General features: G+C 40.1%; 22 protein-coding genes and 1 tRNA gene. 1 reads left to right on the forward strand and 22 read right to left on the reverse strand.

All coding sequences use genetic code 11. The features are described 5' to 3' along the window. Window positions 1-280 precede the first annotated feature (280 nt). The 9 genes from eno to AC1MGI_RS02955 form a co-directional block, all read right to left on the reverse strand. On the reverse strand, window positions 281-1,576 hold the full coding sequence (gene eno / locus AC1MGI_RS02915; protein ID WP_062185742.1) for a phosphopyruvate hydratase: 1,296 nt from the start codon (window positions 1,574-1,576) through the stop codon (window positions 281-283). A 30-nt stretch (window positions 1,577-1,606) separates the two neighbouring features. Then, entirely contained in the window at window positions 1,607-3,142 is a 1,536-nt protein-coding gene (gene gpmI / locus AC1MGI_RS02920; protein WP_480348380.1) for a 2,3-bisphosphoglycerate-independent phosphoglycerate mutase, read from the reverse strand. Continuing rightward, complete coding sequence (gene tpiA, locus AC1MGI_RS02925; RefSeq protein ID WP_480348382.1) at window positions 3,135-3,896, reverse strand: triose-phosphate isomerase; 762 nt, start codon at window positions 3,894-3,896, stop codon at window positions 3,135-3,137. The genes gpmI and tpiA overlap by 8 nt, the downstream gene beginning before the upstream one ends. Before the next feature lie 26 nt (window positions 3,897-3,922). Continuing rightward, window positions 3,923-5,104 (reverse strand): phosphoglycerate kinase, encoded by a 1,182-nt coding sequence (locus AC1MGI_RS02930; RefSeq protein WP_480348384.1) that lies wholly within the window; start codon window positions 5,102-5,104, stop codon window positions 3,923-3,925. Window positions 5,105-5,381: 277 nt separating this feature from the next. After that, a complete protein-coding gene (gene gap, locus AC1MGI_RS02935) occupies window positions 5,382-6,389 on the reverse strand; it encodes a type I glyceraldehyde-3-phosphate dehydrogenase (protein ID WP_480348386.1) in 1,008 nt (335 codons plus the stop codon). A 61-nt stretch (window positions 6,390-6,450) separates the two neighbouring features. Then, window positions 6,451-7,473: a sugar-binding transcriptional regulator gene (locus AC1MGI_RS02940; protein ID WP_480348388.1), complete on the reverse strand. Its 1,023-nt coding sequence runs from the start codon at window positions 7,471-7,473 to the stop codon at window positions 6,451-6,453. A 290-nt stretch (window positions 7,474-7,763) separates the two neighbouring features. Beyond that, on the reverse strand, window positions 7,764-8,021 hold the full coding sequence (locus AC1MGI_RS02945) for a glutaredoxin family protein (protein ID WP_480348389.1): 258 nt from the start codon (window positions 8,019-8,021) through the stop codon (window positions 7,764-7,766). A 16-nt stretch (window positions 8,022-8,037) separates the two neighbouring features. After that, window positions 8,038-9,363: an RNA polymerase factor sigma-54 gene (rpoN, locus tag AC1MGI_RS02950; protein WP_480348391.1), complete on the reverse strand. Its 1,326-nt coding sequence runs from the start codon at window positions 9,361-9,363 to the stop codon at window positions 8,038-8,040. Window positions 9,364-9,648: 285 nt separating this feature from the next. After that, a tRNA-Arg gene (locus AC1MGI_RS02955) sits at window positions 9,649-9,720 on the reverse strand. A 292-nt stretch (window positions 9,721-10,012) separates the two neighbouring features. Here AC1MGI_RS02955 and clpP point away from each other — a divergent pair. Next, window positions 10,013-10,621: an ATP-dependent Clp endopeptidase proteolytic subunit ClpP gene (gene clpP / locus AC1MGI_RS02960; RefSeq protein ID WP_480348392.1), complete on the forward strand. Its 609-nt coding sequence runs from the start codon at window positions 10,013-10,015 to the stop codon at window positions 10,619-10,621. Between the two features lie 161 nt (window positions 10,622-10,782). Here clpP and AC1MGI_RS02965 read toward each other — a convergent pair whose 3' ends face one another. The 13 genes from AC1MGI_RS02965 to hisB form a co-directional block, all read right to left on the reverse strand. After that, window positions 10,783-10,920 (reverse strand): hypothetical protein, encoded by a 138-nt coding sequence (locus AC1MGI_RS02965; protein ID WP_480348393.1) that lies wholly within the window; start codon window positions 10,918-10,920, stop codon window positions 10,783-10,785. A gap of 3 nt (window positions 10,921-10,923) precedes the next feature. Beyond that, window positions 10,924-11,181, reverse strand: a complete 258-nt coding sequence (locus tag AC1MGI_RS02970) for an HPr family phosphocarrier protein (RefSeq protein ID WP_049683129.1) — start codon at window positions 11,179-11,181, stop codon at window positions 10,924-10,926. 16 nt (window positions 11,182-11,197) lie between these two features. Next, window positions 11,198-12,154: a DNA-binding protein WhiA gene (gene whiA, locus AC1MGI_RS02975; protein ID WP_480348394.1), complete on the reverse strand. Its 957-nt coding sequence runs from the start codon at window positions 12,152-12,154 to the stop codon at window positions 11,198-11,200. Window positions 12,155-12,282: 128 nt separating this feature from the next. Continuing rightward, window positions 12,283-13,269 carry a gluconeogenesis factor YvcK family protein gene (locus tag AC1MGI_RS02980; protein ID WP_480348396.1) on the reverse strand — a complete coding sequence of 329 codons (987 nt, stop codon included), beginning with the start codon at window positions 13,267-13,269 and terminating at the stop codon, window positions 12,283-12,285. Then, the gene (gene rapZ, locus AC1MGI_RS02985) at window positions 13,259-14,113 is read right to left on the reverse strand and encodes an RNase adapter RapZ (protein ID WP_480349687.1); all 855 of its coding nucleotides are present in this window, start codon (window positions 14,111-14,113) and stop codon (window positions 13,259-13,261) included. Before rapZ ends, AC1MGI_RS02980 begins: the two co-directional genes overlap by 11 nt. Before the next feature lie 76 nt (window positions 14,114-14,189). Then, window positions 14,190-14,648 carry an NUDIX hydrolase gene (locus tag AC1MGI_RS02990; protein ID WP_480348399.1) on the reverse strand — a complete coding sequence of 153 codons (459 nt, stop codon included), beginning with the start codon at window positions 14,646-14,648 and terminating at the stop codon, window positions 14,190-14,192. Between the two features lie 545 nt (window positions 14,649-15,193). After that, on the reverse strand, window positions 15,194-16,144 hold the full coding sequence (gene trxB / locus AC1MGI_RS02995; RefSeq protein ID WP_480348402.1) for a thioredoxin-disulfide reductase: 951 nt from the start codon (window positions 16,142-16,144) through the stop codon (window positions 15,194-15,196). 87 nt (window positions 16,145-16,231) lie between these two features. After that, window positions 16,232-17,734, reverse strand: a complete 1,503-nt coding sequence (locus AC1MGI_RS03000; protein ID WP_480348404.1) for a tetratricopeptide repeat protein — start codon at window positions 17,732-17,734, stop codon at window positions 16,232-16,234. A gap of 214 nt (window positions 17,735-17,948) precedes the next feature. Further along, window positions 17,949-18,584 carry a bifunctional phosphoribosyl-AMP cyclohydrolase/phosphoribosyl-ATP diphosphatase HisIE gene (hisIE, locus tag AC1MGI_RS03005; protein ID WP_480348407.1) on the reverse strand — a complete coding sequence of 212 codons (636 nt, stop codon included), beginning with the start codon at window positions 18,582-18,584 and terminating at the stop codon, window positions 17,949-17,951. Then, complete coding sequence (hisF, locus tag AC1MGI_RS03010; protein ID WP_480348409.1) at window positions 18,581-19,339, reverse strand: imidazole glycerol phosphate synthase subunit HisF; 759 nt, start codon at window positions 19,337-19,339, stop codon at window positions 18,581-18,583. The genes hisIE and hisF overlap by 4 nt, the downstream gene beginning before the upstream one ends. Further along, window positions 19,340-20,074: a 1-(5-phosphoribosyl)-5-[(5-phosphoribosylamino)methylideneamino]imidazole-4-carboxamide isomerase gene (gene hisA, locus AC1MGI_RS03015; protein ID WP_480348410.1), complete on the reverse strand. Its 735-nt coding sequence runs from the start codon at window positions 20,072-20,074 to the stop codon at window positions 19,340-19,342. Window position 20,075: 1 nt separating this feature from the next. Then, complete coding sequence (gene hisH, locus AC1MGI_RS03020) at window positions 20,076-20,705, reverse strand: imidazole glycerol phosphate synthase subunit HisH (RefSeq protein WP_480348412.1); 630 nt, start codon at window positions 20,703-20,705, stop codon at window positions 20,076-20,078. Continuing rightward, window positions 20,706-21,293, reverse strand: coding sequence for an imidazoleglycerol-phosphate dehydratase HisB (gene hisB / locus AC1MGI_RS03025; RefSeq protein WP_403075659.1), 588 nt, complete (start codon window positions 21,291-21,293; stop codon window positions 20,706-20,708). Window positions 21,294-21,301 lie beyond the last annotated feature (8 nt).

Below are 21,301 nucleotides of genomic sequence, written 5' to 3' on the forward strand. Positions count from 1 at the left end.
ATTTAATGTCCATTAAAACATTTACAGAAGTTCTATTTCCCTATCCCTTTTAACTTTGTAACGCCACTTATGCTTAACTTTTCATTTTTTGTTGATCTCACAATAAATATTTCTAGTATGGGCATATAAAAAACCTCCTATCAGTGTGTTTGACTACACATAAATAGGAGGTTAAGCAATAACGTTTGTACGACAAAGTTCATGTTACTGTATGGCTAAATTCAGGTCGTACAAATATACGGTGTACGACTCAATTCAGCCATAAATCTTTCAACAGCTATTATTTTTTCAAGTTATAGAAAGATTTAATCCCAGCGTATACAGCTAATTCGCCAAGTTCGTCTTCGATGCGAAGAAGTTGGTTGTATTTAGCGATACGGTCTGTACGTGACATAGAACCAGTTTTGATTTGGCCAGCGTTTGTTGCAACAGCGATGTCAGCGATTGTTGCATCTTCTGTTTCACCAGAACGGTGAGAAACAACAGCTGTGTATCCTGCGCGTTTTGCCATTTCGATTGCATCAAATGTTTCAGTTAATGTACCGATTTGGTTAACTTTGATTAGGATTGAGTTAGAGATTCCTTTTTCAATTCCTTCAGCTAGCTTCTTCGTGTTTGTAACGAACAAGTCATCCCCAACTAATTGAACTTTTCCGCCAATGCGATCAGTTAATAGTTTGTGACCTTCCCAGTCGTTTTCATCTAAGCCGTCTTCGATTGAAAGAATTGGGAATTCGTTAACTAGCTCTTCATAGAAATTAACCATTTCTTCAGAAGTTAAGCCAGTACGGCCTTCGCCAACAAGATCGTATTTGCCTGTTTCTTTGTTATAGAACTCAGAAGAAGCAACGTCCATTCCAAGGTAAATATCATCGCCAGCTTTATAGCCTGCTTTTTCGATTGCTTCAATAATCACTTCAAGAGCTTCACGGTTTGAACCAAGGTTTGGAGCAAATCCACCTTCATCACCAACTGCTGTATTCAAGCCTTTAGCAGAAAGAACTGATTTCAATGCATGGAATACTTCTGCACCCATACGGATTGCTTCTTTGAATGTTGGCGCTCCAACAGGAAGAATCATGAATTCTTGGAAGTCTACGTTATTATCTGCATGAGAACCACCGTTAATGATGTTCATCATTGGAGTTGGCAATTGTTTCGCATTGAAACCACCAAGGTAACGGTATAAAGAAAGACCTACAGATTCTGCTGCTGCATGAGCCGCTGCCATAGAAACACCAAGAATTGCATTCGCACCTAGTTTTCCTTTGTTTTCTGTTCCGTCTAATTCGATCATTGCACGGTCAATTCCAGCTTGGTCTGTTACGTCAAAACCAATAATTGCTTCAGCGATAATGTTGTTTACGTTATCTACTGCGTTTTGAACACCTTTTCCAAGGTAACGAGATTTGTCTCCGTCACGAAGTTCTACAGCTTCGTGCTCACCAGTTGATGCTCCAGATGGAACAATAGCTCGTCCGAAAAATCCAGATTCCGTCATGATTTCTACTTCTACTGTTGGGTTCCCACGTGAGTCAAGTACTTCGCGTCCGTATACGTGTTGAATGAATGGCATAATAATTCGCTCCTTTTTTTTACAATCGTTTTATTTTGAAATGATAGATGTTCCTGTCATTTCAACAGGCTTTTCAACGTTAAGTAAATCAAGCATGGTTGGTGCTAGATCTCCCAAAATACCGTCCGTTCTTAATGTTACATCATTTTTCGTAACAATGACAGGAACAGGGTTTGTTGTATGTGCGGTCATTGGATTTCCTTCCAGTGTAACCACTTCATCAGCGTTACCATGGTCAGCTGTAATGATTGCCGTACCGCCTTTTGCAAGGATGGCATCAACAACCTTTCCAAGACACTCATCAACCGCTTCAATCGCTTTAACAGTTGGCTCTAGCATACCTGAATGGCCAACCATATCAGGGTTTGCAAAGTTAAGTAAGATTGCGTCAAACTTATCTGCGGCAATTTCGCCAAGTAATGCATCCGTTACTTCATATGCGCTCATTTCAGGCTGCAAATCATACGTAGCAACTTTAGGTGAGTTGATTAAAATCCGCTCTTCCCCTGGGAACTCCGCTTCACGTCCACCACTCATAAAGAAGGTAACATGCGGATATTTTTCCGTTTCTGCAATGCGCAACTGGGTCAGATTATTTTGTGAAAGCACTTCACCTAACGTGTTATCAAGGTTCATCGGTTTGAATGCTACAAAGCCGTCTACTGATTCAGAAAATAGAGTTAAGCAGACGAAATGAAGATCCTTAGGATGTCCAGGTCCACGATCAAATGAGCGGAAATCTTTATTCGTAAACGTATTTGACGTTTGGATCGCACGGTCTGGACGGAAATTGTAGAAGATCACAGAATCTTCATCTTGAATCGTCGCAACCGGTTTTTCATCATCACTGATAATAACGGAAGGAAGAACGAATTCATCAAAAATTCCATTATTATAAGAATCCTCTACACATTCCTTAGCAGAACGGTAACTAGGTCCTTCTCCGTAAACCATGGATCGGTATGTTTTCTCAACACGTTCCCAGCGTTTATCACGATCCATACTGTAATAACGGCCGGAAATCGTTGCAAATTGACCGACACCAAGCTCTTTCATTTTTGCCTCTGCGGCTTCGATATAGCCTAATGCAGATTGTGGCGCTACATCGCGGCCGTCTAAAAATGCATGAACATAGACTTTCTTCAATCCTTCATCTGCAGCAATTTTAAGAAGAGCAAATAAATGTTCGATATGGCTATGTACCCCGCCGTCAGAAAGCAAGCCGAATAGGTGTAGACCTTTATTCTTCGTTTTCGCATCGTTAATCGCAGCAAGGAATGTTTCGTTTTTCTCAAATTCTCCGCTACGGATCGCCACGTTAACGCGAGTTAAGCTTTGATAAACAATTCGGCCTGCACCAATATTTAGATGACCTACTTCAGAATTCCCCATTTGGCCTTTAGGTAACCCTACTTCTTCCCCACTAGCCGTTAAATGGGCATGCGGATATTGACTCCAATAACGGTCAAAATTGGGTTTGTTAGCAGCAGACACAGCGTTTCCGGCTGTTTCTGTGCGGCACCCGAAACCATCTAAGATGATAATCGCAACAGGAGATTTACTCATTTTTTCCACCTTCTAATAATTGCAAGAACGAATTCGGTTCAAGACTTGCACCGCCGACTAATGCACCATCGATGTCAGATTGAGCCATATATTCTTTAATATTCTCAGGTTTCACACTGCCACCGTATTGAATACGAACAGCATCAGCTGTATTTTTCGAAAATTGACTTGCTACAACTGAACGGATATGCGCACATACTTCATTAGCATCTTGAGCCGTTGAAGATTTCCCTGTACCGATTGCCCAAATTGGTTCGTAAGCAATGACCGTGTTTTGCACTTGTTCTTCTGTCATACCTTCAAGTGCTTTTGCAATTTGATCGCCTACTAAATCGTTTGTCTTACCGCTTTCACGCTCTTCTAATGTTTCACCACAGCAAACGATTGGAACAAGATTATGTTTGAAAGCTGCTAATGCTTTTTTATTCACTGATTCGTCTGTTTCATTGAACATTTCACGACGCTCTGAGTGACCGATCACGACATAATTCACACCGATATCGCTAAGCGCAACAGGACTGACCTCACCTGTAAAAGCACCATTCTCTTCAAAGTGCATGTTTTGAGCTCCGATTTTCACTTCTGTTCCTTTTGCTGCTGTTACTAATTGATCAAGGAAAAGTGCTGGAGCACATACTACTGAATCCACTTTATCAGAAGAAGGTACAAGGGTTTTTACTTCCTCTATAAAGCTTTTCGCTTCAGATAATGTTTTATTCATTTTCCAGTTTCCTGCAATAATTGGTTTACGCATAGTAGTCCCGTCCTTTCTTACGAATCTTATTTATCGTTTAATGCTACGACTCCTGGTAGTTCTTTACCTTCCATAAACTCTAGGGAAGCACCGCCACCCGTTGAGATATGTGACATTTTATCAGCAAGCTTGAATTTTTCAGCTGCAGCAGCAGAGTCGCCACCACCAATGATGCTGTAAGCAGATGAATCTGCAAGAGCTTGTGCAACTTGTTTTGTTCCATTTGCAAAGATGTCAAGTTCAAATACACCCATCGGTCCATTCCAAATAACAAGTTTAGAGTTGCTAATTACATCAGCGTAGATTTCGCGTGTTTTTGGTCCGATATCAAGTGCTTCCCAATCAGCTGGAATTGAGTCAATCGCAACTACCTTATTGTTTACATCCGGACCGAAGTCGTCTGCTACAATTACATCGACAGGCATATATAAATTAACGCCTTTTTCTTTTGCTTTTTGGATGAAAGATTGAGCAAGCTCAATTTTATCTACTTCAAGTAGAGATTTGCCGATTTCATGACCTTCAGACTTAACGAATGTGTAAGCAAGACCGCCACCGATAATTAAGTTGTCTACTTTTTCTAGCAGATTTTCAATCACACCGATTTTATCTTTAACTTTCGCACCACCAATGATTGCTGTAAACGGACGTTCAGGATTAGAAAGAGCTTTACTAAGTACTTCTAATTCTTTTTCCATTAGCAAGCCAGCCACAGCAGGTATATAGTTTGCAATGCCTTCTGTTGAAGCATGGGCACGGTGAGCAGCGCCGAATGCATCATTTACGTATACGTCTGCAAGCTCAGCGAAGGATTTAGCCAATTCTGCCTCATTCTTCTCTTCACCAGGATAGAAACGGACATTTTCTAAAAGTAGAACGTCTCCGTCTTCCATTTTTGAGATCTCTCCAGAAACAGCCGGACCATATGCTTCGTCTGTTTTACGGACGTCTTTACCTAATAATTCGCTTAATCTCTTAGCAACAGGAGTTAAACGTAATTCTTCTACTACTTGACCTTTTGGACGTCCAAGGTGACTAGCTAGAATTACTTTCGCTCCTGCATCAATTAGATGCTGGATTGTTGGTAATGCCGCACGAATTCTTGTATCATCAGTAATTTGACCATCCTGCATCGGTACGTTGAAATCAACTCGGCAAAAAACTCGTTTACCTGCTACGTTAATATCCTTAATGGATTTCTTGTTCATGACCAAATAGCCTCCTTTAATTTTTGAAAAGCACAAACGCCTTAATCAGCTTCCGGAAAAATAGGGACTAAAACCATGAAGGCGTTCTTTGCCTTCTTTTAGGCAATGGTCTTTTTCACAGGATGCTAGGCGGTGGAGCTAGACAATTTCACTTGCTTTTATCAGTCAAAAAGGGAGAGGGCATAATCCCGTCTCCCCTTTTCACTGTTATTATAGATGTTTTTCGCTATTTTAGCCAAATATTCACAGGATTAATAATGTTTAATTTTTGTAAAGATTAAAGACCTTTTTTAGCGATGTAATCGATTAGGTCAACTACACGGTTTGAGTAACCAGTTTCGTTATCGTACCAAGAAAGTACTTTAACCATGTTACCTTCCATAACCATTGTAGATAATCCGTCGATTGTAGAAGAAACTGGAACACCATTGTAGTCAGTAGATACTAATGGAAGATCATTGTAAGCAAGAATACCTTTTAATTCGCCTTCAGCAGCTGTTTTCAATGCATTGTTTACATCTTCAGCTGTAACGTCTTTATCAAGCTCAGCAACAAGGTCAACAATTGATACGTTTGGTGTAGGAACACGCATAGCCATACCGTTAAGTTTTCCTTTAAGTTCTGGTAATACAAGAGCTACTGCTTTCGCTGCACCTGTAGATGTAGGAATCATGTTCTCAGCTGCTGCACGTGCACGACGGTAATCTTTGTGTGGAAGATCAAGAATTTGTTGATCATTTGTGTATGAGTGAATTGTTGTCATCATTCCACGTTTGATTCCGAATTGATCGTTTAATACTTTAGCAAATGGAGCTAAGCAGTTTGTTGTACATGATGCATTTGAAAGAACGTGGTGGTTAGCAGCATCATATTTATCTTCGTTAACACCCATAACGATTGTGATGTCTTCATCAGATGCAGGAGCAGAAATGATTACTTTTTTCGCACCAGCTTCAAGGTGTTTTGCTGCATCATTGCGCGCAGTGAAACGTCCAGTTGATTCAACAACTACTTCAACACCAAGATCTCCCCAACCTAATTGTGCAGGATCGCGTTCTGCTAAAACTTTGATTTTATGTCCATCAACTACAAGGTAGTCTCCGTCAACTGATACAGTTTCTGCAAGTGTTCCGTGTACTGTGTCATATTGAAGAAGGTGTGCAAGCATGTTTGCATCTGTTAAATCGTTGATTGCCACGATTTCCACATCCGAGTTTTTTAATGCTGCACGAAGTACGTTACGTCCAATACGACCAAATCCGTTAATACCAACTTTTACTGCCATAATAAAATTTCCTCCTTTATAGTTGAAAAAGAATTTATTAAAATTATATAGTAAAGGGAAATTATCCCTTTATTAACTGTTGTGCCGCTGCTTCATCCGTAATTAATACCGTCGTCTGCGGGGCTCTTTTCATATAGGCTCGGATTGCTCTCACTTTAGATTCCCCACCCGCCACGGCAATTACCCGTTTAGCTTGGTCAAGATCCTCTAGCTGAATACCAATCGTTTGTACTTTGTGTACTACTTCTCCATTTTCATTAAAGTAATATCCAAAGGCTTCACCTACTGCGTCCCGTTGTTTGAGGGACTTAATAATCTCAGCCGGGGACTTCCGTCTCTCCGCCATCGCCGTTGCGTCGCCAATTCCATGTAGAACAATGGTAGCTGATTTGATTAATGAAATAACATCTTTTATCATCGGTTCCTTCATAAATGATTGATAAGCTTCATCACTGACTTGATCGAGGAGATAGAGCACTTTATAGGCAGCATTTGTTTTTTCTGCCATTTTCGCAACGATCACATTAGCCTGGTTTTGAATTTCTTCGCCAAGGCCTCCTCGTGCCGGAACAAACAGAATATCTTTCCCGTTTGAATCTGGGGTTAACATCTTAGCCACTTCAGCCATTGTCGAGCCGCCAGTCACTGCAATGATATTTTTAGCCTTCCATTCCTTTTTCATACGGGCAGCTCCCGCTTTACCAAGTTCACTTTTGACCCATGATGATTGATCGCTGCTTCCAGCGACGATGATGACTTCATTAACATTTAATATTCGCTTAAGTTTTTGCTCCATTTTGTCTATGCCCGATATTTCCCGCATGACACCTTCTAATTGCTCGAGAATTTCTACACCTTCAGCAGAAAGCGTCATTCCAGAGCTGAAAACCTCAATTAGGTTTTGATTTTTCAAGAAATCTACTTCACTGCGAAGCGTTCTTTCTGTCAAATCCAGACTGTTCGCTAAGCTACGGCGCCCTACAGGCTGCATGAACTTGATATAACGCAGGATATCATATCGTTTCTGCATAACCGCTAACAAATCGGGCAATACTTTCTTTTGTATGTCGAGCAATGGATTCATCGTTCGAAAACCCCTTGAGAATAAGTTGTGGACTATTTTCGTCCCGGTTAGACGTTTTACGTCCCACTCGGTCCAAAAAAAATCTTTCCTGCTATATGCTTATTCTAGCAGGAAAAAAAACGTTCTTCAACTTATATGCTAATTTTTATTTTTCAAGCAATAACAGGCCATTAAAATGGCAAAATGAATCCAGTTTATTTTTTATATAAAGCGGAACCTCAATCAACAAGGGTCTTACTGCCCGGTATGCGGAATAAGGTCTAATTTACCTTTCAGTTGACTTGAAATTACTACTTAAGTTTCTTTTCCACTTTACAAAACTGACGTAATTTCCTTTCGTCAACTTGGCCATACTGTACAATTTCTCCTTGCCATTCAATAACTGGAATCATTAGTCCATACCGTTCAGTTAGCACATCATCCGTATAGATATCGATTTCCCTATAATTGAAGTTAGTATCTTGTTTTATTCGCTCTAGAATCGTCTTTGCCTTATCACATAACGGACAATTGTTTCTTGTGTATAAGATCCATTCATTTTGTATCATGTACTATACATCCTTTTCATTCATATCTTTTCCGTTTTACGGAAGAAGGGGTCCCCAGTTGTTCACGGTATTTCGCTACAGTCCTACGTGAAAGAACGAATCCATGCTCATCTCGAAGAATTTTTGCCAGCTCTTGATCAGAATGTGGTTTTTGTTTATTTTCGAGTTCTATAATTGACTGTAATGCATTTCTCACCTTTGTACCTGATATATCTTCTTGTTCCGTTGATTGCAGAGCTGAGCTAAAGAAAGACCGCATCTCAACCGTTCCAAATGAAGTTTGGACATACTTGCCACGTACCACACGACTAACTGTCGACTCATGGATTTCAAGGCTCTCTGCAATTTCCTTCATTGTCATCGGTTTAAGAAAGCCTAAACCATGAAAAAAATACTCAGGCTGCTTCTCCACGATCTTTTTCATGACTTGTAATATAGTTTCCTTCCGCTGAAGAATTCCTTTAGACAGCCATTGATACTCCTGCCACTTTTCTTGTAAAAAGCGATTTACATTCGGCTCATGATGGTTCTGCATTTTTTGCAAATAAGATTCATTCACATGAAGTTGCAGCGTATTCCCTTCGTACTGACCAACACAAAGCTTGCCATCTTTATATTCAACGACAACATCAGGTACAATATAGCTCGGCTTCTCAGAAGTGAATATGGCGCCAGGACGTGGGTTTAGCGTTTGTATATAATCAAATTCATCTTGAATCTCTTTTAAAGAAACTCCAAGTTCTTTCGTAAGCTCTTTCCACTTTTTATCAACAAACGGCAAAAAGTATGTACGAAGCAGCTTTTCCGCTAATGGTCTTTCGCAAGCTTGACGGACTTGAATCAGCAGGCATTCTTGAAGATTTCTGGCACCAATCCCGTGTGGTTCGAGCTGTTGCAGAATATCCAAGGCTTTAAATACAGCGCTTACAGATAGACCAACCGAAACAGCTTCATTTTCCAAGCTTATCCGCAAGTACCCATTTTCATCCATGTTACGAATAAGATGGATAAACGCTTTCAATTCTATTTTATTTAACACATCCACACCGATTTGGGCAAGCAAATATTTTTCAAGAGAAGGAGCTTCATCACCAATCTGTTCAATCCAATTAGAAGATATCCCTGTATTCTTTACCTGATTTCTCTTATATTGATCTCTTGGTAACTCGTGGGAAACTGCTGATGACTCAATCGTTAATAAAGGATTTTCCAGCCACTTTGTCTCTAAATAGACTAACAATTCTTGCGTCGAAAACTGAAGTAATGCAATTGCCTGGCTTAACTCTTGCGTCATTGTCAATTTCATAACCTGTTGTTGATAGAGTCCCGGCTTCATATCCATATCTCCCTCTCCCTTTACCATTTTACACCATAAATATGCAAGTGAATAGTGAAATGAAATGGAAACGCTTACGAAACAGATATCCTAATACCCCAAGACCATCTCGGCTTTAGAGCGAGGAAGTAACTTGCGGCTAAACCCTATAATTCACTTAAAATCTACTCATTCTATATCTATTCAAAAAAAGAAAAGGTCAGACCGCATACCTACAAAATACAGTATAATACGATATACTGTGTGTAGAATATAAAGTCAGACCCTTATGAGACAGTCTTTTACTAATGACGCCCTCGGCAGGAATCGAACCCACATCTCAAGAACCGGAATCTTACGTGCTATCCGTTGCACCACGAGGGCAGAAATAATTTTTCAACAAATTTTATTATATGCCAGTTTCACATTGTTTGCAAGTGGTAATACGGTTTAAAGTACAGAAATTTGGGTAGTATGGATAACGTGGAAACAGAACTTAACATCCGAGCTCTAGATATCATAATTTGAGCTATAGAAACAGCTTTTTGGTTTTTGTCGAACGAAACATCTTCCTTTCGATTTGTTTTGTTTGACCTTAATTGACCATGAAGTGTATCATACATATATTAAGGATTTACCTATGAGATATAACTTTTACTTAGAGGAGGAAATTAGCATGAATTTAATTCCTACAGTTATTGAACAAACAAGTCGCGGGGAACGTGCATATGATATTTATTCCCGTCTATTAAAAGACAGAATCATCATGCTTGGTAGTGCAATTGACGATAATGTATCAAATTCAATTGTAGCTCAATTATTGTTCTTAGAGGCAGAAAACCCTGATAAAGATATTACATTGTACATTAACAGCCCAGGAGGAAGCATTACCTCTGGAATGGCCATCTATGACACCATGCAATATATCAAACCTCAAGTTTCAACAGTTTGTATCGGAATGGCCGCTTCTATGGGCGCTTTCTTACTAGCAGCTGGTGAAAAAGGCAAACGATTCTCTCTTCCAAACAGTGAAGTGATGATTCACCAACCATTAGGTGGAGCACAAGGTCAGGCAACTGAAATTGAAATTGCCGCAAGACGCATTTTGTTCTTAAAGGACAAATTGAACGAAATTCTTTCCGAACGTACAGGCCAACCAATAGAGGTTGTTCAAAAAGATACGGATCGCGATAACTTCATGACAGCTGAACGAGCATTAGAATACGGATTAATCGACAAAGTCATCACTCGTATAGATGACGTTAAGAAAGCTCTAGATAAATAATTGTACTTAAAAAACGCCGAAGCATTTAGCTCGGCGTTTTTTTAGAAGCTACCTTTATATTGAGTTTTCTAAACCCCAATAAGAGGGTGTCTCATAAGGGTCGACCCTTTAAATTAAATATATACCACCATTTTCAAGAATACAGATACCAATATGTTTGATTACATATACAAAAAGATGCCTAGCACATGTGAATTTGCAGCATGAAAGGATATTCTCCTCTTTACCTGTAAATCGGCCATGTTTCTAAGCACCTTCATCATAACAACTTCAGTAATTTCCGTTGTTTGATTAATCATTCTTTACGCTTCTTGCTCAACAAATTGTTGAAGGGCACAAATGGCTTCTTCTTCATCTCTACCATCCACAATTAGTTGAATGATCGTTCCAGACCCAATTGCAAGACTCATTAACCCCATAATACTTTTGGCATTCACTTTTCTTCCATCTTTTTCAAGGAATACGTCTGATTTAAAACGGTTTGCTTCTTGTACAAATAAGGCAGCTGGCCTTGCTTGAAGACCTGTCTTCAGGCGGACCTCCACTTGCTTCTCAACCATATCTTTTCCTCCTTCTTTATAACTTCTGGGCTACGAGACCTGCTCCGCCTCTCATTTTATCAGCTATTTCATCAATTTTTCGTAAGCGGTGATTAATTCCCGATTTGCTAATATTCCCACCTGAAACCATTTCCCCAAGCTCTTTTAACGTAACATCTTGATAAGCCACTCTAAGTTCCGCAATTTCACGGAGTTTGTCCGGTAAAATACCCAGACCAACCGTTTCCTTAATATATCGTATGTTTTCTACCTGCCTTAAGGAGGCACCAATTGTCTTATTTAAGTTCGCCGTTTCACAGTTCACAAGCCGATTCACGGAATTACGCATATCGCGAACAATCCGGACATCTTCAAACCGCAATAACGCTGAGTGAGCACCAATAATATTCAGGAACTCTGCTATTTTCTCAGCTTCTTTTAAATAGGTGATATACCCTTTTTTTCGTTCAAGGGTCTTCGCCTTGAGACCAAATACATTCATCAACTCACAAAGTGCATCATTATGCTCTTTATAAATGGAGTAAACCTCTAAATGATACGATGATGTTTCCGGATTGTTGACAGAACCCCCCGCTAGAAAAGCACCTCTTAAGTAAGCACGTTTACAGCACTTCTTGGCAATAAGTTCTGGTGCAATACTATGATAAAATTCAAATCCTTTTCCAACGATTTTTAAGTTAGACAGTATTTCCTGCCCTCCAGAAGATAAACGAACAATGTAGACATTGTTTTTCTTCAGCTTCATTTTCTTTCGAACAAGCAATTCCATCTGCACATTATAGTTTTTCTTTAGGAGCGTATAGATTCTTCTGGCAATCGCTGCATTTTCGGTTTGAATATCTACAACAAGTTTTTTATTCGAAAACGAAAGCGATCCATTCATTCTAATTAAAGCGCATAATTCAGCTTTTCCGCAACAATCCTTTTCTTCTAGTGTTGTTAATTCTTTTTTAGTTTCCGAAGCAAAAGACACAGATTCTCACCTCCAATCAGAAAAACTGTCACCGGTCCTTGGCTACAAAATCTAGTTATTTGAACAGACTCTTATTAACCATGAAGAAACAAGACAGGCATAAGGGAAGCAGTCAAGACAATCCTTTTTTAAGAATGTTCGCTTTCTTTAATTTCGTTTAATAACATTTGATAAAGCATACGCGCTACTTTTTTTGTATCGTGCCGAATGGAGTTTCCTTCAAAATTAAAAATCTGCCCTTGAACAATCTTAACTCCAAGTTTTTCTAGACTCTCAACATCAAAAACAACCGGCTTTGCAAATTCCTCTTTATAGCGATCTTGAACATTTTGTGGAATTTCTTGATTATTTACAAGAATACAATCGATAAATGAGCAATTCATATGAGAGTAAATAGCTTGTATATGGTCACTAGCTGTATAATCCTGCGTTTCTCCTGCTTGAGTCATCAGGTTACAGATATAGACCTTCTTCGCTTTTGATTTACAAACTGCTTCACCAATTCCTGGTACAAGTAAGTTTGGTAGAATGCTTGTATATAAACTCCCAGGTCCTATGACAATTAAATCAGCCTGCTTAATTGCCTGTATGGTTTCTCGGAGCGGTTTAATTTTGTTAGGACTAAGGAACACGCGTTTGATTTTTTTCCCAGAGAACGGGATCTTTGACTCACCGCTTACAACCATTCCATCGACCATCTCCGCGTGAAGAACTACACTTTGGTTAGCGGATGGCAACACCTTCCCTCTTACATTCAGTACTTTGCTCATTTCTTGGACTGCATGGACAAAGTCCCCAGTAATCGAGGTCATAGCGGCTAACAATAAGTTCCCCAGCGAATGCCCCGCTAGTTCATTCTTACTTGCAAAACGATGCTGGAACATTTGTTCAACAAGAGGCTCCACATCTGATAACGCAGCAAGAACATTTCGAATATCTCCTGGGGCCGGAATATCCATTTCATCGCGAATTCTGCCAGAACTACCACCATCATCCGCAACCGTAACAATCGCCGTGATATCAATTGGGTAGTTCTTCAGTCCGCGAAGTAACACAGGAAGACCTGTACCGCCCCCAATGACAACTACTCTTGGCTGCTCAATTTCATTTGGCATTACTTTTCTCCTTAATAATCTTCTTGATGTCACGATGCGTTACATGAGTGACATAATCTTTCCGGAATGTGCTAGCCAGATACTCAGCAAGCGCAACGGAACGGTGCTGACCACCCGTACATCCAATTGCAATGATAAGCTGAGATTTCCCTTCCCGCTTATATTGAGGAAGCATAAACGCAAGTAAATCTATCAATTTTTCTAAAAACCTCTGTGTTTCTCCCCATTTCAGCACATAACTTGACACTTCTTCTTCCAAACCAGTCTTTGGTCGCATATGTTCGATATAAAATGGATTAGGCAGAAAGCGGACATCGAAAACAAGATCCGCATCAATCGGGATACCGTGTTTAAATCCGAAAGACACCACATTGACAGTAAAAATCACTTTCTTGTTAACTGAGAACTCTGTTAAGATTTTTTCCCTTAATTCTCGTGGCTTCAGCGAAGATGTTTGATAAACGATCTGTGCCCGTCCCTTTAACACTTCTAACAAACCACGTTCAATTTGAATTCCTTCTAGCGGAAGACCCAATGGCGATAGTGGGTGCGTACGCCTCGTTTCTTTGTAGCGTCGTACAAGCACTTCATCATCTGCATCAAGGAAAAGGATTTTCGGAGTTACCCAAGATGTTTCAGCTAAGTCATCTAATGCTTTGAATAAATGATCGAAGAATTCTCTGCCGCGTAAATCCATAACCAACACAACTTTATTCATTTTATTTCCAGATTCTTTCATCAGTTCAAGAAACTTGGGTAGTAACGTGGGTGGTAAGTTATCAACACAAAAGAAGCCTAAGTCTTCAAAACTTTGAACAGCAACCGTTTTTCCAGCTCCAGACATGCCTGTAATTATGACTAATTGCGTTTCACCAATTTGTCCTATTCCCAATGTAATCCCCCCAAAGTTTTCTATTTATTCAACCCGGATCAAGCCGATATGAAAGCAGCTTGAATTCAGGTGTATACGTAAAGGTGGCGTAGATGATTCCGCTTCCACGAGTCATATATTCCAATATATGGTAGTCACCTTCAGCCATTGGAAGATTCTTCATTTCATCAATAGCAATCCAGCTTAGTTCTCCTTCGTCACATGAATCCACGTTAATTCCATCTGATTCGGTAGCGAAAAAGGTGAACATCATCCACTCTTCTAAAACTTTATCGCCTTCTTTAATGATAAACGTAAAAATCCCTTTAATTGCTGGGTTTTTTAAATATACGCCTGTTTCTTCACGATATTCCCGAATACAGGCATCACGAACAGATTCACCAGCCTCCATTTTGCCTCCTGGAGCAACCCACCAGCCTCTTCTCGGTTTTTTTAAAAGAAGTGTTTTATTGTCCCTGACTAACACACAATTTGTGACACGTTGCACGTTCTTCACCTCAATCGACTCTAATCCAGTATTTGTCTTGTACAAAAATTTATAAAGTGAAACTTCCATGCTATGTAAAACTACACATAGCAGAAGAAATGAATTAGACAGCTCTGCGATACATTTGTTTAACTTCTATTATACTATTTTTAGATACGAGCTACAATGAACAAGAATCAGGAAATTATTTTCCATACTTGTTACATACAAAACTCCTATACCGTTAAAACGTCACAATTTACTGTGAAGGACCCATCCTGTAGCACGCTATACTCGCCTAATCACAATGGTGACGGTGCAGAGCCGGAATTTGAAGTACTTTCTTAATAAAGTAAATATCTCTGTAAAGTAGATTGGCTATATGAGTAAGTCGCGAAGACCCGTCCCCCATGTCCTTCGACAAAAAAAAGACACAGATGTTAACATCTGTGCCATCCACGAGTTTATATTTATAAAAGGGGGTCAATTACTACCCTAACTATAACCAAAAGATATTGCATCTATGTTACAGCATGATTAAGACGGAATTACGAATTGTAAAAAGTTCAAGACTTTACTTTCAGCTTTTCATTCAGCATCTCCACATAATGTTGGGCGCTTTGTGCAGCAATGCTGCCGTCACCTGTAGCCGTAACAATTTGACGGAGTGTTTTTTCACGAATATCACCTGCTGCAAAGATGCCAGGTACTTTCGTTTCCATCGTTTCATCAGTCAAAATATACCCACCAGCATTTGTAATACCTAGGTTTTCGAAAGGTTTAGAAAGAGGGTTCATACCGATATAAACAAACACACCATCCGCATTTAATTCCTGTTCTTCTCCATTCGCAGTCGAAACAAGTGTTACACTGCCTACTTTCCCGTCTTTTTCATGAATCTCTTTCAAAGTGTGATTCCAAATAAAATCAACCTTTTCATTAGCAAACGCACGGTCTTGAAGAATTTTTTGAGCACGAAGCTCTTCACGTCTGTGTACAATCGTAACCTTGGAAGCAAAACGAGTTAAATACACACCTTCTTCGACCGCAGAATCGCCCCCACCAATAACGAACAATTCTTTTTGTTTAAAGAATGCACCATCGCAGACCGCACAATATGAAACCCCGCGTCCGCCTAATTCTTTCTCACCTGGCACGCCAATTTTCTTGTATTCAGCACCTGACGATAGAATGATTGCTTTTGCTTTATATTCCTTTGAGCCAGCAAGTACAGTTTTGTACTCTTCGCCATCGACGATTTCCTTCACATCACCATAAGCATATTCAGCGCCAAATTTCTTGGCATGATCGAACATTTTTGTAGAAAGTTCCGGTCCTAAGATCGTCTCGAACCCTGGATAGTTTTCCACTTCTTCCGTATTAGCCATTTGGCCACCTGGAATCCCACGTTCAATCATTAATGTTTGGAGATTCGCACGAGAAGTATAAACAGCTGCAGTCATACCAGCAGGCCCAGCACCGATAATAATTACATCGTATATTTTTTCTTCAGTCATAGTTTTCACTCCCGATAATCATTACATTTAGTATTTCCTATATACTTACATCCTATATAACAAATAAAAATACGTCCAAATTTATGCTCACTGAAGTAAGCTATTCACCAATTTAACATATTTTCCAAGAGTAGAAACTGAGATCAAGTGCTTAGCGGCAATTTCCTGCTGACTTTTCTTTTCATTACGTAACCTATACCAAGAATATTCAACAGCTGCAGCCCATCCTGTTGGATTCACAAGTTTAATTTCACTTTTCATCGCTTCTACAAACACCGAAAACCAGGTTAAATAAAGGCCTGCCTCCATGAGCTGGATTGGATGGAAGTGTGCATACAGAATTTCCGCTGTTCGATCGGCAAATTCAATGGCCGAGTTCTCTTGATTTGATTTCTGCCGTTCCACATACTCCATATATTCTTTTTCAACATCCGTAAGAAGTGGATTATTACAAAGAACTGGATGCTTCAGAATATGGTCCTTTTTAACCGAGTGCTTCGTTAAAAAAAGAGCAAATATCCGTTCCTCTAGATAATCACTTTCGAAGCGTTTCAAGATTGAAGGCAAATGATCCTCAAATCCATTAAGAGAAGCATTCATATCTCCCCACGGTTCAAACCCTTCCTTGTCAGGGTTTAATTCTAATACCTTTTTCCAGGCCTTTTTGGCGGTTTGCTCATGACCTATTTGATAGGCAGATACAGCTAACCAATAATAAAAGGTATCATCACCATCATGTCCTTGCCTTTGAAGTTGCTTCAACCATTTATACGCGAGGTTATATCGCCCGATTAGAGCAAATGTAGAACCAAGTTTGATGCGGTGCTCCGTTAAAATCGGTCGGACCTTTTCCAAAGCCATGACCAGTGCATCTATCTTATCTTCACTTTGCTGATAATGATGGAAAACCAATAGATTACATAGTGCATGTAAATTTCCAGGGCTTTTTTCCAACACTTCCTCTAACGTTTCAAAGGCTCTATCTATTTCTCCAAGATAAAAATAAGCAAGCGCCAAATTATTATACGCTGACCAATATTCTGCGTATTCTTTAATGGTTTCTTTCAGCACTCCAACGGCTTCTTCAAAGTTACCTGCTTCTAAACATTCACGAGCTTTTTCCTGTTGGTAAATCAAGCCGTCTTGATGAATCAAACTTTCCTCGGTTTCACCTGATTCTAATGTAATTAAATCCAAAAGATCTTCCGCGTCTTCGCTGAACTCTCCGTCTTCCTCTTTATCCAGATAAGCATTTGCATGGCGATAAGCTTCCTGAAACATGCCAAGATGCGCATAATTATTTGCCAAAAAATAATGGCATTCCGTCATAAAAGGGTCCATGTCCCCAAGAATGTTTTCAAGTAGAGTATTTGAATAACTATATTCGCCGATTTCTGTACATGTAACCGCAAGCTGACATGCAATCATCGTTTCTGTAGGTTCCAATTCAAATGCACGCATAAGAAACTTTTTAGCATTATATAAATCACGTCTGTGATAAGCTTTTAAACCTTTAGTAAAATAATATTCTCCTGTCGGATGAAAGGAGAAAACTTTAGCTTGTTTATTCATTTTAGAATCTTTGCCCATGGAATCCTCCATCTAGTAGTTGTTTAACCTTCATATTATAACATACTGGAAGAATCTTGGCATCTCGTTGCGATTGTAAGTAAGAATAACCAAAAAGGGGAGAATTTCAAAGAAATCCCCGAGCGTTTGGCCAAAATTAACACGAAGCCGTTCACTGTATTTTTTTAGACATGAAAATGAGAAAAGTATACATGATACCTTTCCCATTTTACATTTATTCTTTTTTTGCATGTCTTTGTTGTAAAACGGTTAACACATCTGCAAATGGCAGTTCTTGTTCTTGTAATAAAACGAACAAGTGATACAAAAGATCTGCGGATTCAAGCGAAAGTTCATCATGATCTCGATTTTTTGCTGCAATTATAACTTCAGCTGCTTCTTCCCCAACTTTTTTCAAAATTTTATCGACGCCTTTTTCGAACAAATAAGTTGTATAGGAACCTTCAGGCATCGTTTCTTTTCTCGTTCCAATCAGGTTTTCTAATTCCAATAAGAAGTTTGCATCAGGTTTTACTTGAGTGGCTATGTTTCCGTTCTCAAATAACGTTTCCGTAAAGCAACTGGTCGTACCGGTATGACAGGCTGGACCTGATGGATTCACCTTGACGATTAGTGCGTCTTGATCACAATCATACTTTATTTCAGTAATAGTTTGTGTATTTCCACTTGTTTCTCCTTTATGCCAAAGCTCATTACGCGAGCGGCTGAAGAACCAGGTTTCACCTTTTTCCATAGAAAGTAGCAAAGACTCTTCGTTCATATACGCTAGTGTTAACACTTCTCCTGTTACGGCATCCTGAACGATAGCGGGAATCAAGCCTTTTTCATCAAATTTTATTCGCTGATTCATCTTACAACAACACCCTTCTGTTTTAAAAAGCTTTTCACTTCTTTAACGGACGTTTCTTTATAGTGAAAAATCGAAGCAGCAAGCGCCGCATCTGCTTTGCCTGTTGTAAAAGCTTCTTCAAAATGAGCGGCAATCCCTGCTCCTCCAGAGGCAATAACCGGGACCGATACCGATTCGCTCACTGCCCTTGTCAAGGCAAGATTAAAGCCTTGTTTTTCACCATCATTATCCATACTAGTAAGAAGGATTTCCCCAGCGCCACGGTTTACCGCTTCTTTTACCCAAGCAATGACTTCCCAATCCGTTGCTCGTCTGCCTCCATGCGTATAGACACGCCATGAACCGAGCGACTCATCCCATCGTGCGTCAACAGCCACTACGATGCACTGTGAACCGAAGTAATTTGCACCTTCTGTAATTAATTCTGGACGTAGGACGGCAGATGTGTTTAATGAAACCTTATCAGCACCCGCTCTGAGAATTTGTTTCATATCTTCTAGGGAATTAATGCCGCCACCAACAGTAAATGGGATAGCAAGACTTCCGGCAACAGCCTTTACGACATCAACCATCGTTTCCCGCCCTTCATGCGAAGCGGAAATATCAAGAAATACTAGTTCGTCAGCCCCTTCTTGATCATAAAATGCAGCAAGTTCGACGGGATCGCCTGCATCTCGTAAAGATACGAATTGAACGCCTTTAACCACTCTGCCCTCTTTCACGTCCAAGCATGGAATAATTCGTTTAGTGAGCATTTAATCACGCACCTTTTCTAATGCTTCCTTGACTGTAAACCGATTCGTATAGAGCGCTTTACCGACAATGGCTCCAATAACCCCATGATTTTGATATTCCTTTAACGTGATAAGGTCTTGTAGGCTGCTTATTCCACCTGAGGCAATAACGCCTTTGCCAGTCGCTTCTGCCATCGCAACAATTCCTTCCACATTCGGGCCAGAAAGCATGCCATCTGTTGCAATATCCGTTACAATAAACACTTCTGCCCCGCAATCAGCTAATGCTTTGCCAAGTTCAATTGCTGTCGTTTCTGATGTTTGGAGCCAGCCGTGTGTTGCGACTTTACCGTCCTTTGCATCGATGCCGATTGCAATCTGCTTGCCGTATTTACTAAGCATTGTTTTGGTAAATTCCGGGTCTGAAACGGCTGCACTACCAAGGATGACACGTTGGATGCCGCGTTCAAGATAGTGGACAACGTCTGTTTCTGTCCGGATTCCACCACCAATTTGTATTTTAGCACCTAGCTCTTTCGCTGCTTGAATCACATACGAATCATTGATTCTGCTCCCTGCTTTTGCTCCGTCGAGATCGACCATATGTATCCACTCTGCCCCTTGACTGGCGAAACTTTTTGCCATGTCAAACGGTGAATCACCATAAACAGTTTCTTGATTGTAATCGCCTTGAATTAAACGAACACATTTCCCACCGCGCATATCAATGGCAGGGTAAATTGTGAAATTAGACATCTTATTGCCTCCCTTTCACTAGTGACAAGTAATTTTTTAATAAGGATATGCCCATTGAACTGCTTTTTTCCGGGTGAAACTGCATACCGAATACATTTCCTTTTGTGATAATCGCCGGCACGTCCACATCGTATTTTGCAGATGCAGCTACAACCTCCGTTTCATTTGTCACTGCGAAGTATGAATGAACGAAATATACATAATCCTCTTCAAGTCCTTTTAAAAGAGGAGAATGATTGTTGAAAGTTAGTTTGTTCCAGCCCATATGCGGAACTTTATAGGCATGATTTTTGGAATCTATCCCAGAAAACCGCGTGACTTTCCCTGGAATTAGTGACAAACCTTTCGCGGGTCCATTTTCTTCACTTTCCTCGAATAATAGCTGCATACCTAGACAAATTCCTAATAGATATCCACCGTTGTCTACGTGTTTCTTCAGAAAAACATCTAATTCCTTATGCTCAAGTAAAATCATGGCATCTCTAAACGAACCAACACCTGGTAGAATGATTCCTTCTGCCTTTGCCAGTTCGGCAGGGTCATCTGAAATAAAAAACTCTACGTCTAAACGTTCGAGGGCTTTACTAACACTAAACAAATTGCCCATGCCGTAATCGACAATGCCAATCATTTATAACAATCCTTTCGTAGAAGGAATTCCTTTTACACGTGGATCGATCGTTGTCGCTTCATCAAGGGCTCTTCCGAGAGCTTTAAAAATTGCCTCAATGATATGATGCGTATTTTGACCATAATGAACAATTACATGTAGATTCATACGGGCTTCAAGCGCTAATTTCCAGAGAAACTCATGAACAAGCTCGGTATCAAATGTCCCAACCTTCTGCGCGGGAAACTCTGCTCGGAATTCTAAGTGTGGACGGTTGCTAAGATCGACAACAACCTGTGCCAATGCTTCATCCATAGGCACAAATGCATTTCCGTAGCGCTTAATTCCACGCTTATCACCGAGGGCTTCGATTAATGCCTGCCCAAGACAAATCCCAATATCCTCTGTTGTATGATGAGCATCCACTTCAATATCACCTTGAGCATCAACCGTCAGATCAAAATGACCATGCTTCGTAAATAAATCCAACATATGTGTCATAAATGGCACACCCGTCTCAATTCGAGATACACCCTCACCATCCACCGTAAACGCAAGCTTCACATCCGTCTCACCAGTCTTCCTCACAACACTACCAACACGTTCCATACGAACCT

It is taken from the genome of Peribacillus sp. BM1 (assembly GCF_056679975.1).

Bases quoted from the DNA above. Each gene is read 5' to 3' on its own strand.
- eno (WP_062185742.1), bottom strand. From the start codon at position 1,576: ATGCCATTCATTCAACACGTATACGGACGCGAAGTACTTGACTCACGT.
- gpmI (WP_480348380.1), bottom strand. From the start codon at position 3,142: ATGAGTAAATCTCCTGTTGCGATTATCATCTTAGATGGTTTCGGGTGC.
- tpiA (WP_480348382.1), bottom strand. From the start codon at position 3,896: ATGCGTAAACCAATTATTGCAGGAAACTGGAAAATGAATAAAACATTA.
- AC1MGI_RS02930 (WP_480348384.1), bottom strand. From the start codon at position 5,104: ATGAACAAGAAATCCATTAAGGATATTAACGTAGCAGGTAAACGAGTT.
- gap (WP_480348386.1), bottom strand. From the start codon at position 6,389: ATGGCAGTAAAAGTTGGTATTAACGGATTTGGTCGTATTGGACGTAAC.
- AC1MGI_RS02940 (WP_480348388.1), bottom strand. From the start codon at position 7,473: ATGAATCCATTGCTCGACATACAAAAGAAAGTATTGCCCGATTTGTTA.
- AC1MGI_RS02945 (WP_480348389.1), bottom strand. From the start codon at position 8,021: ATGATACAAAATGAATGGATCTTATACACAAGAAACAATTGTCCGTTA.
- rpoN (WP_480348391.1), bottom strand. From the start codon at position 9,363: ATGGATATGAAGCCGGGACTCTATCAACAACAGGTTATGAAATTGACA.
- clpP (WP_480348392.1), top strand. From the start codon at position 10,013: ATGAATTTAATTCCTACAGTTATTGAACAAACAAGTCGCGGGGAACGT.
- AC1MGI_RS02965 (WP_480348393.1), bottom strand. From the start codon at position 10,920: ATGATTAATCAAACAACGGAAATTACTGAAGTTGTTATGATGAAGGTG.
- AC1MGI_RS02970 (WP_049683129.1), bottom strand. From the start codon at position 11,181: ATGGTTGAGAAGCAAGTGGAGGTCCGCCTGAAGACAGGTCTTCAAGCA.
- AC1MGI_RS02980 (WP_480348396.1), bottom strand. From the start codon at position 13,269: ATGCCAAATGAAATTGAGCAGCCAAGAGTAGTTGTCATTGGGGGCGGT.
- rapZ (WP_480349687.1), bottom strand. From the start codon at position 14,113: ATGTCTGGAGCTGGAAAAACGGTTGCTGTTCAAAGTTTTGAAGACTTA.
- trxB (WP_480348402.1), bottom strand. From the start codon at position 16,144: ATGACTGAAGAAAAAATATACGATGTAATTATTATCGGTGCTGGGCCT.
- AC1MGI_RS03000 (WP_480348404.1), bottom strand. From the start codon at position 17,734: ATGGGCAAAGATTCTAAAATGAATAAACAAGCTAAAGTTTTCTCCTTT.
- hisIE (WP_480348407.1), bottom strand. From the start codon at position 18,584: ATGAATCAGCGAATAAAATTTGATGAAAAAGGCTTGATTCCCGCTATC.
- hisF (WP_480348409.1), bottom strand. From the start codon at position 19,339: ATGCTCACTAAACGAATTATTCCATGCTTGGACGTGAAAGAGGGCAGA.
- hisA (WP_480348410.1), bottom strand. From the start codon at position 20,074: ATGTCTAATTTCACAATTTACCCTGCCATTGATATGCGCGGTGGGAAA.
- hisH (WP_480348412.1), bottom strand. From the start codon at position 20,705: ATGATTGGCATTGTCGATTACGGCATGGGCAATTTGTTTAGTGTTAGT.
- hisB (WP_403075659.1), bottom strand. From the start codon at position 21,293: ATGGAACGTGTTGGTAGTGTTGTGAGGAAGACTGGTGAGACGGATGTG.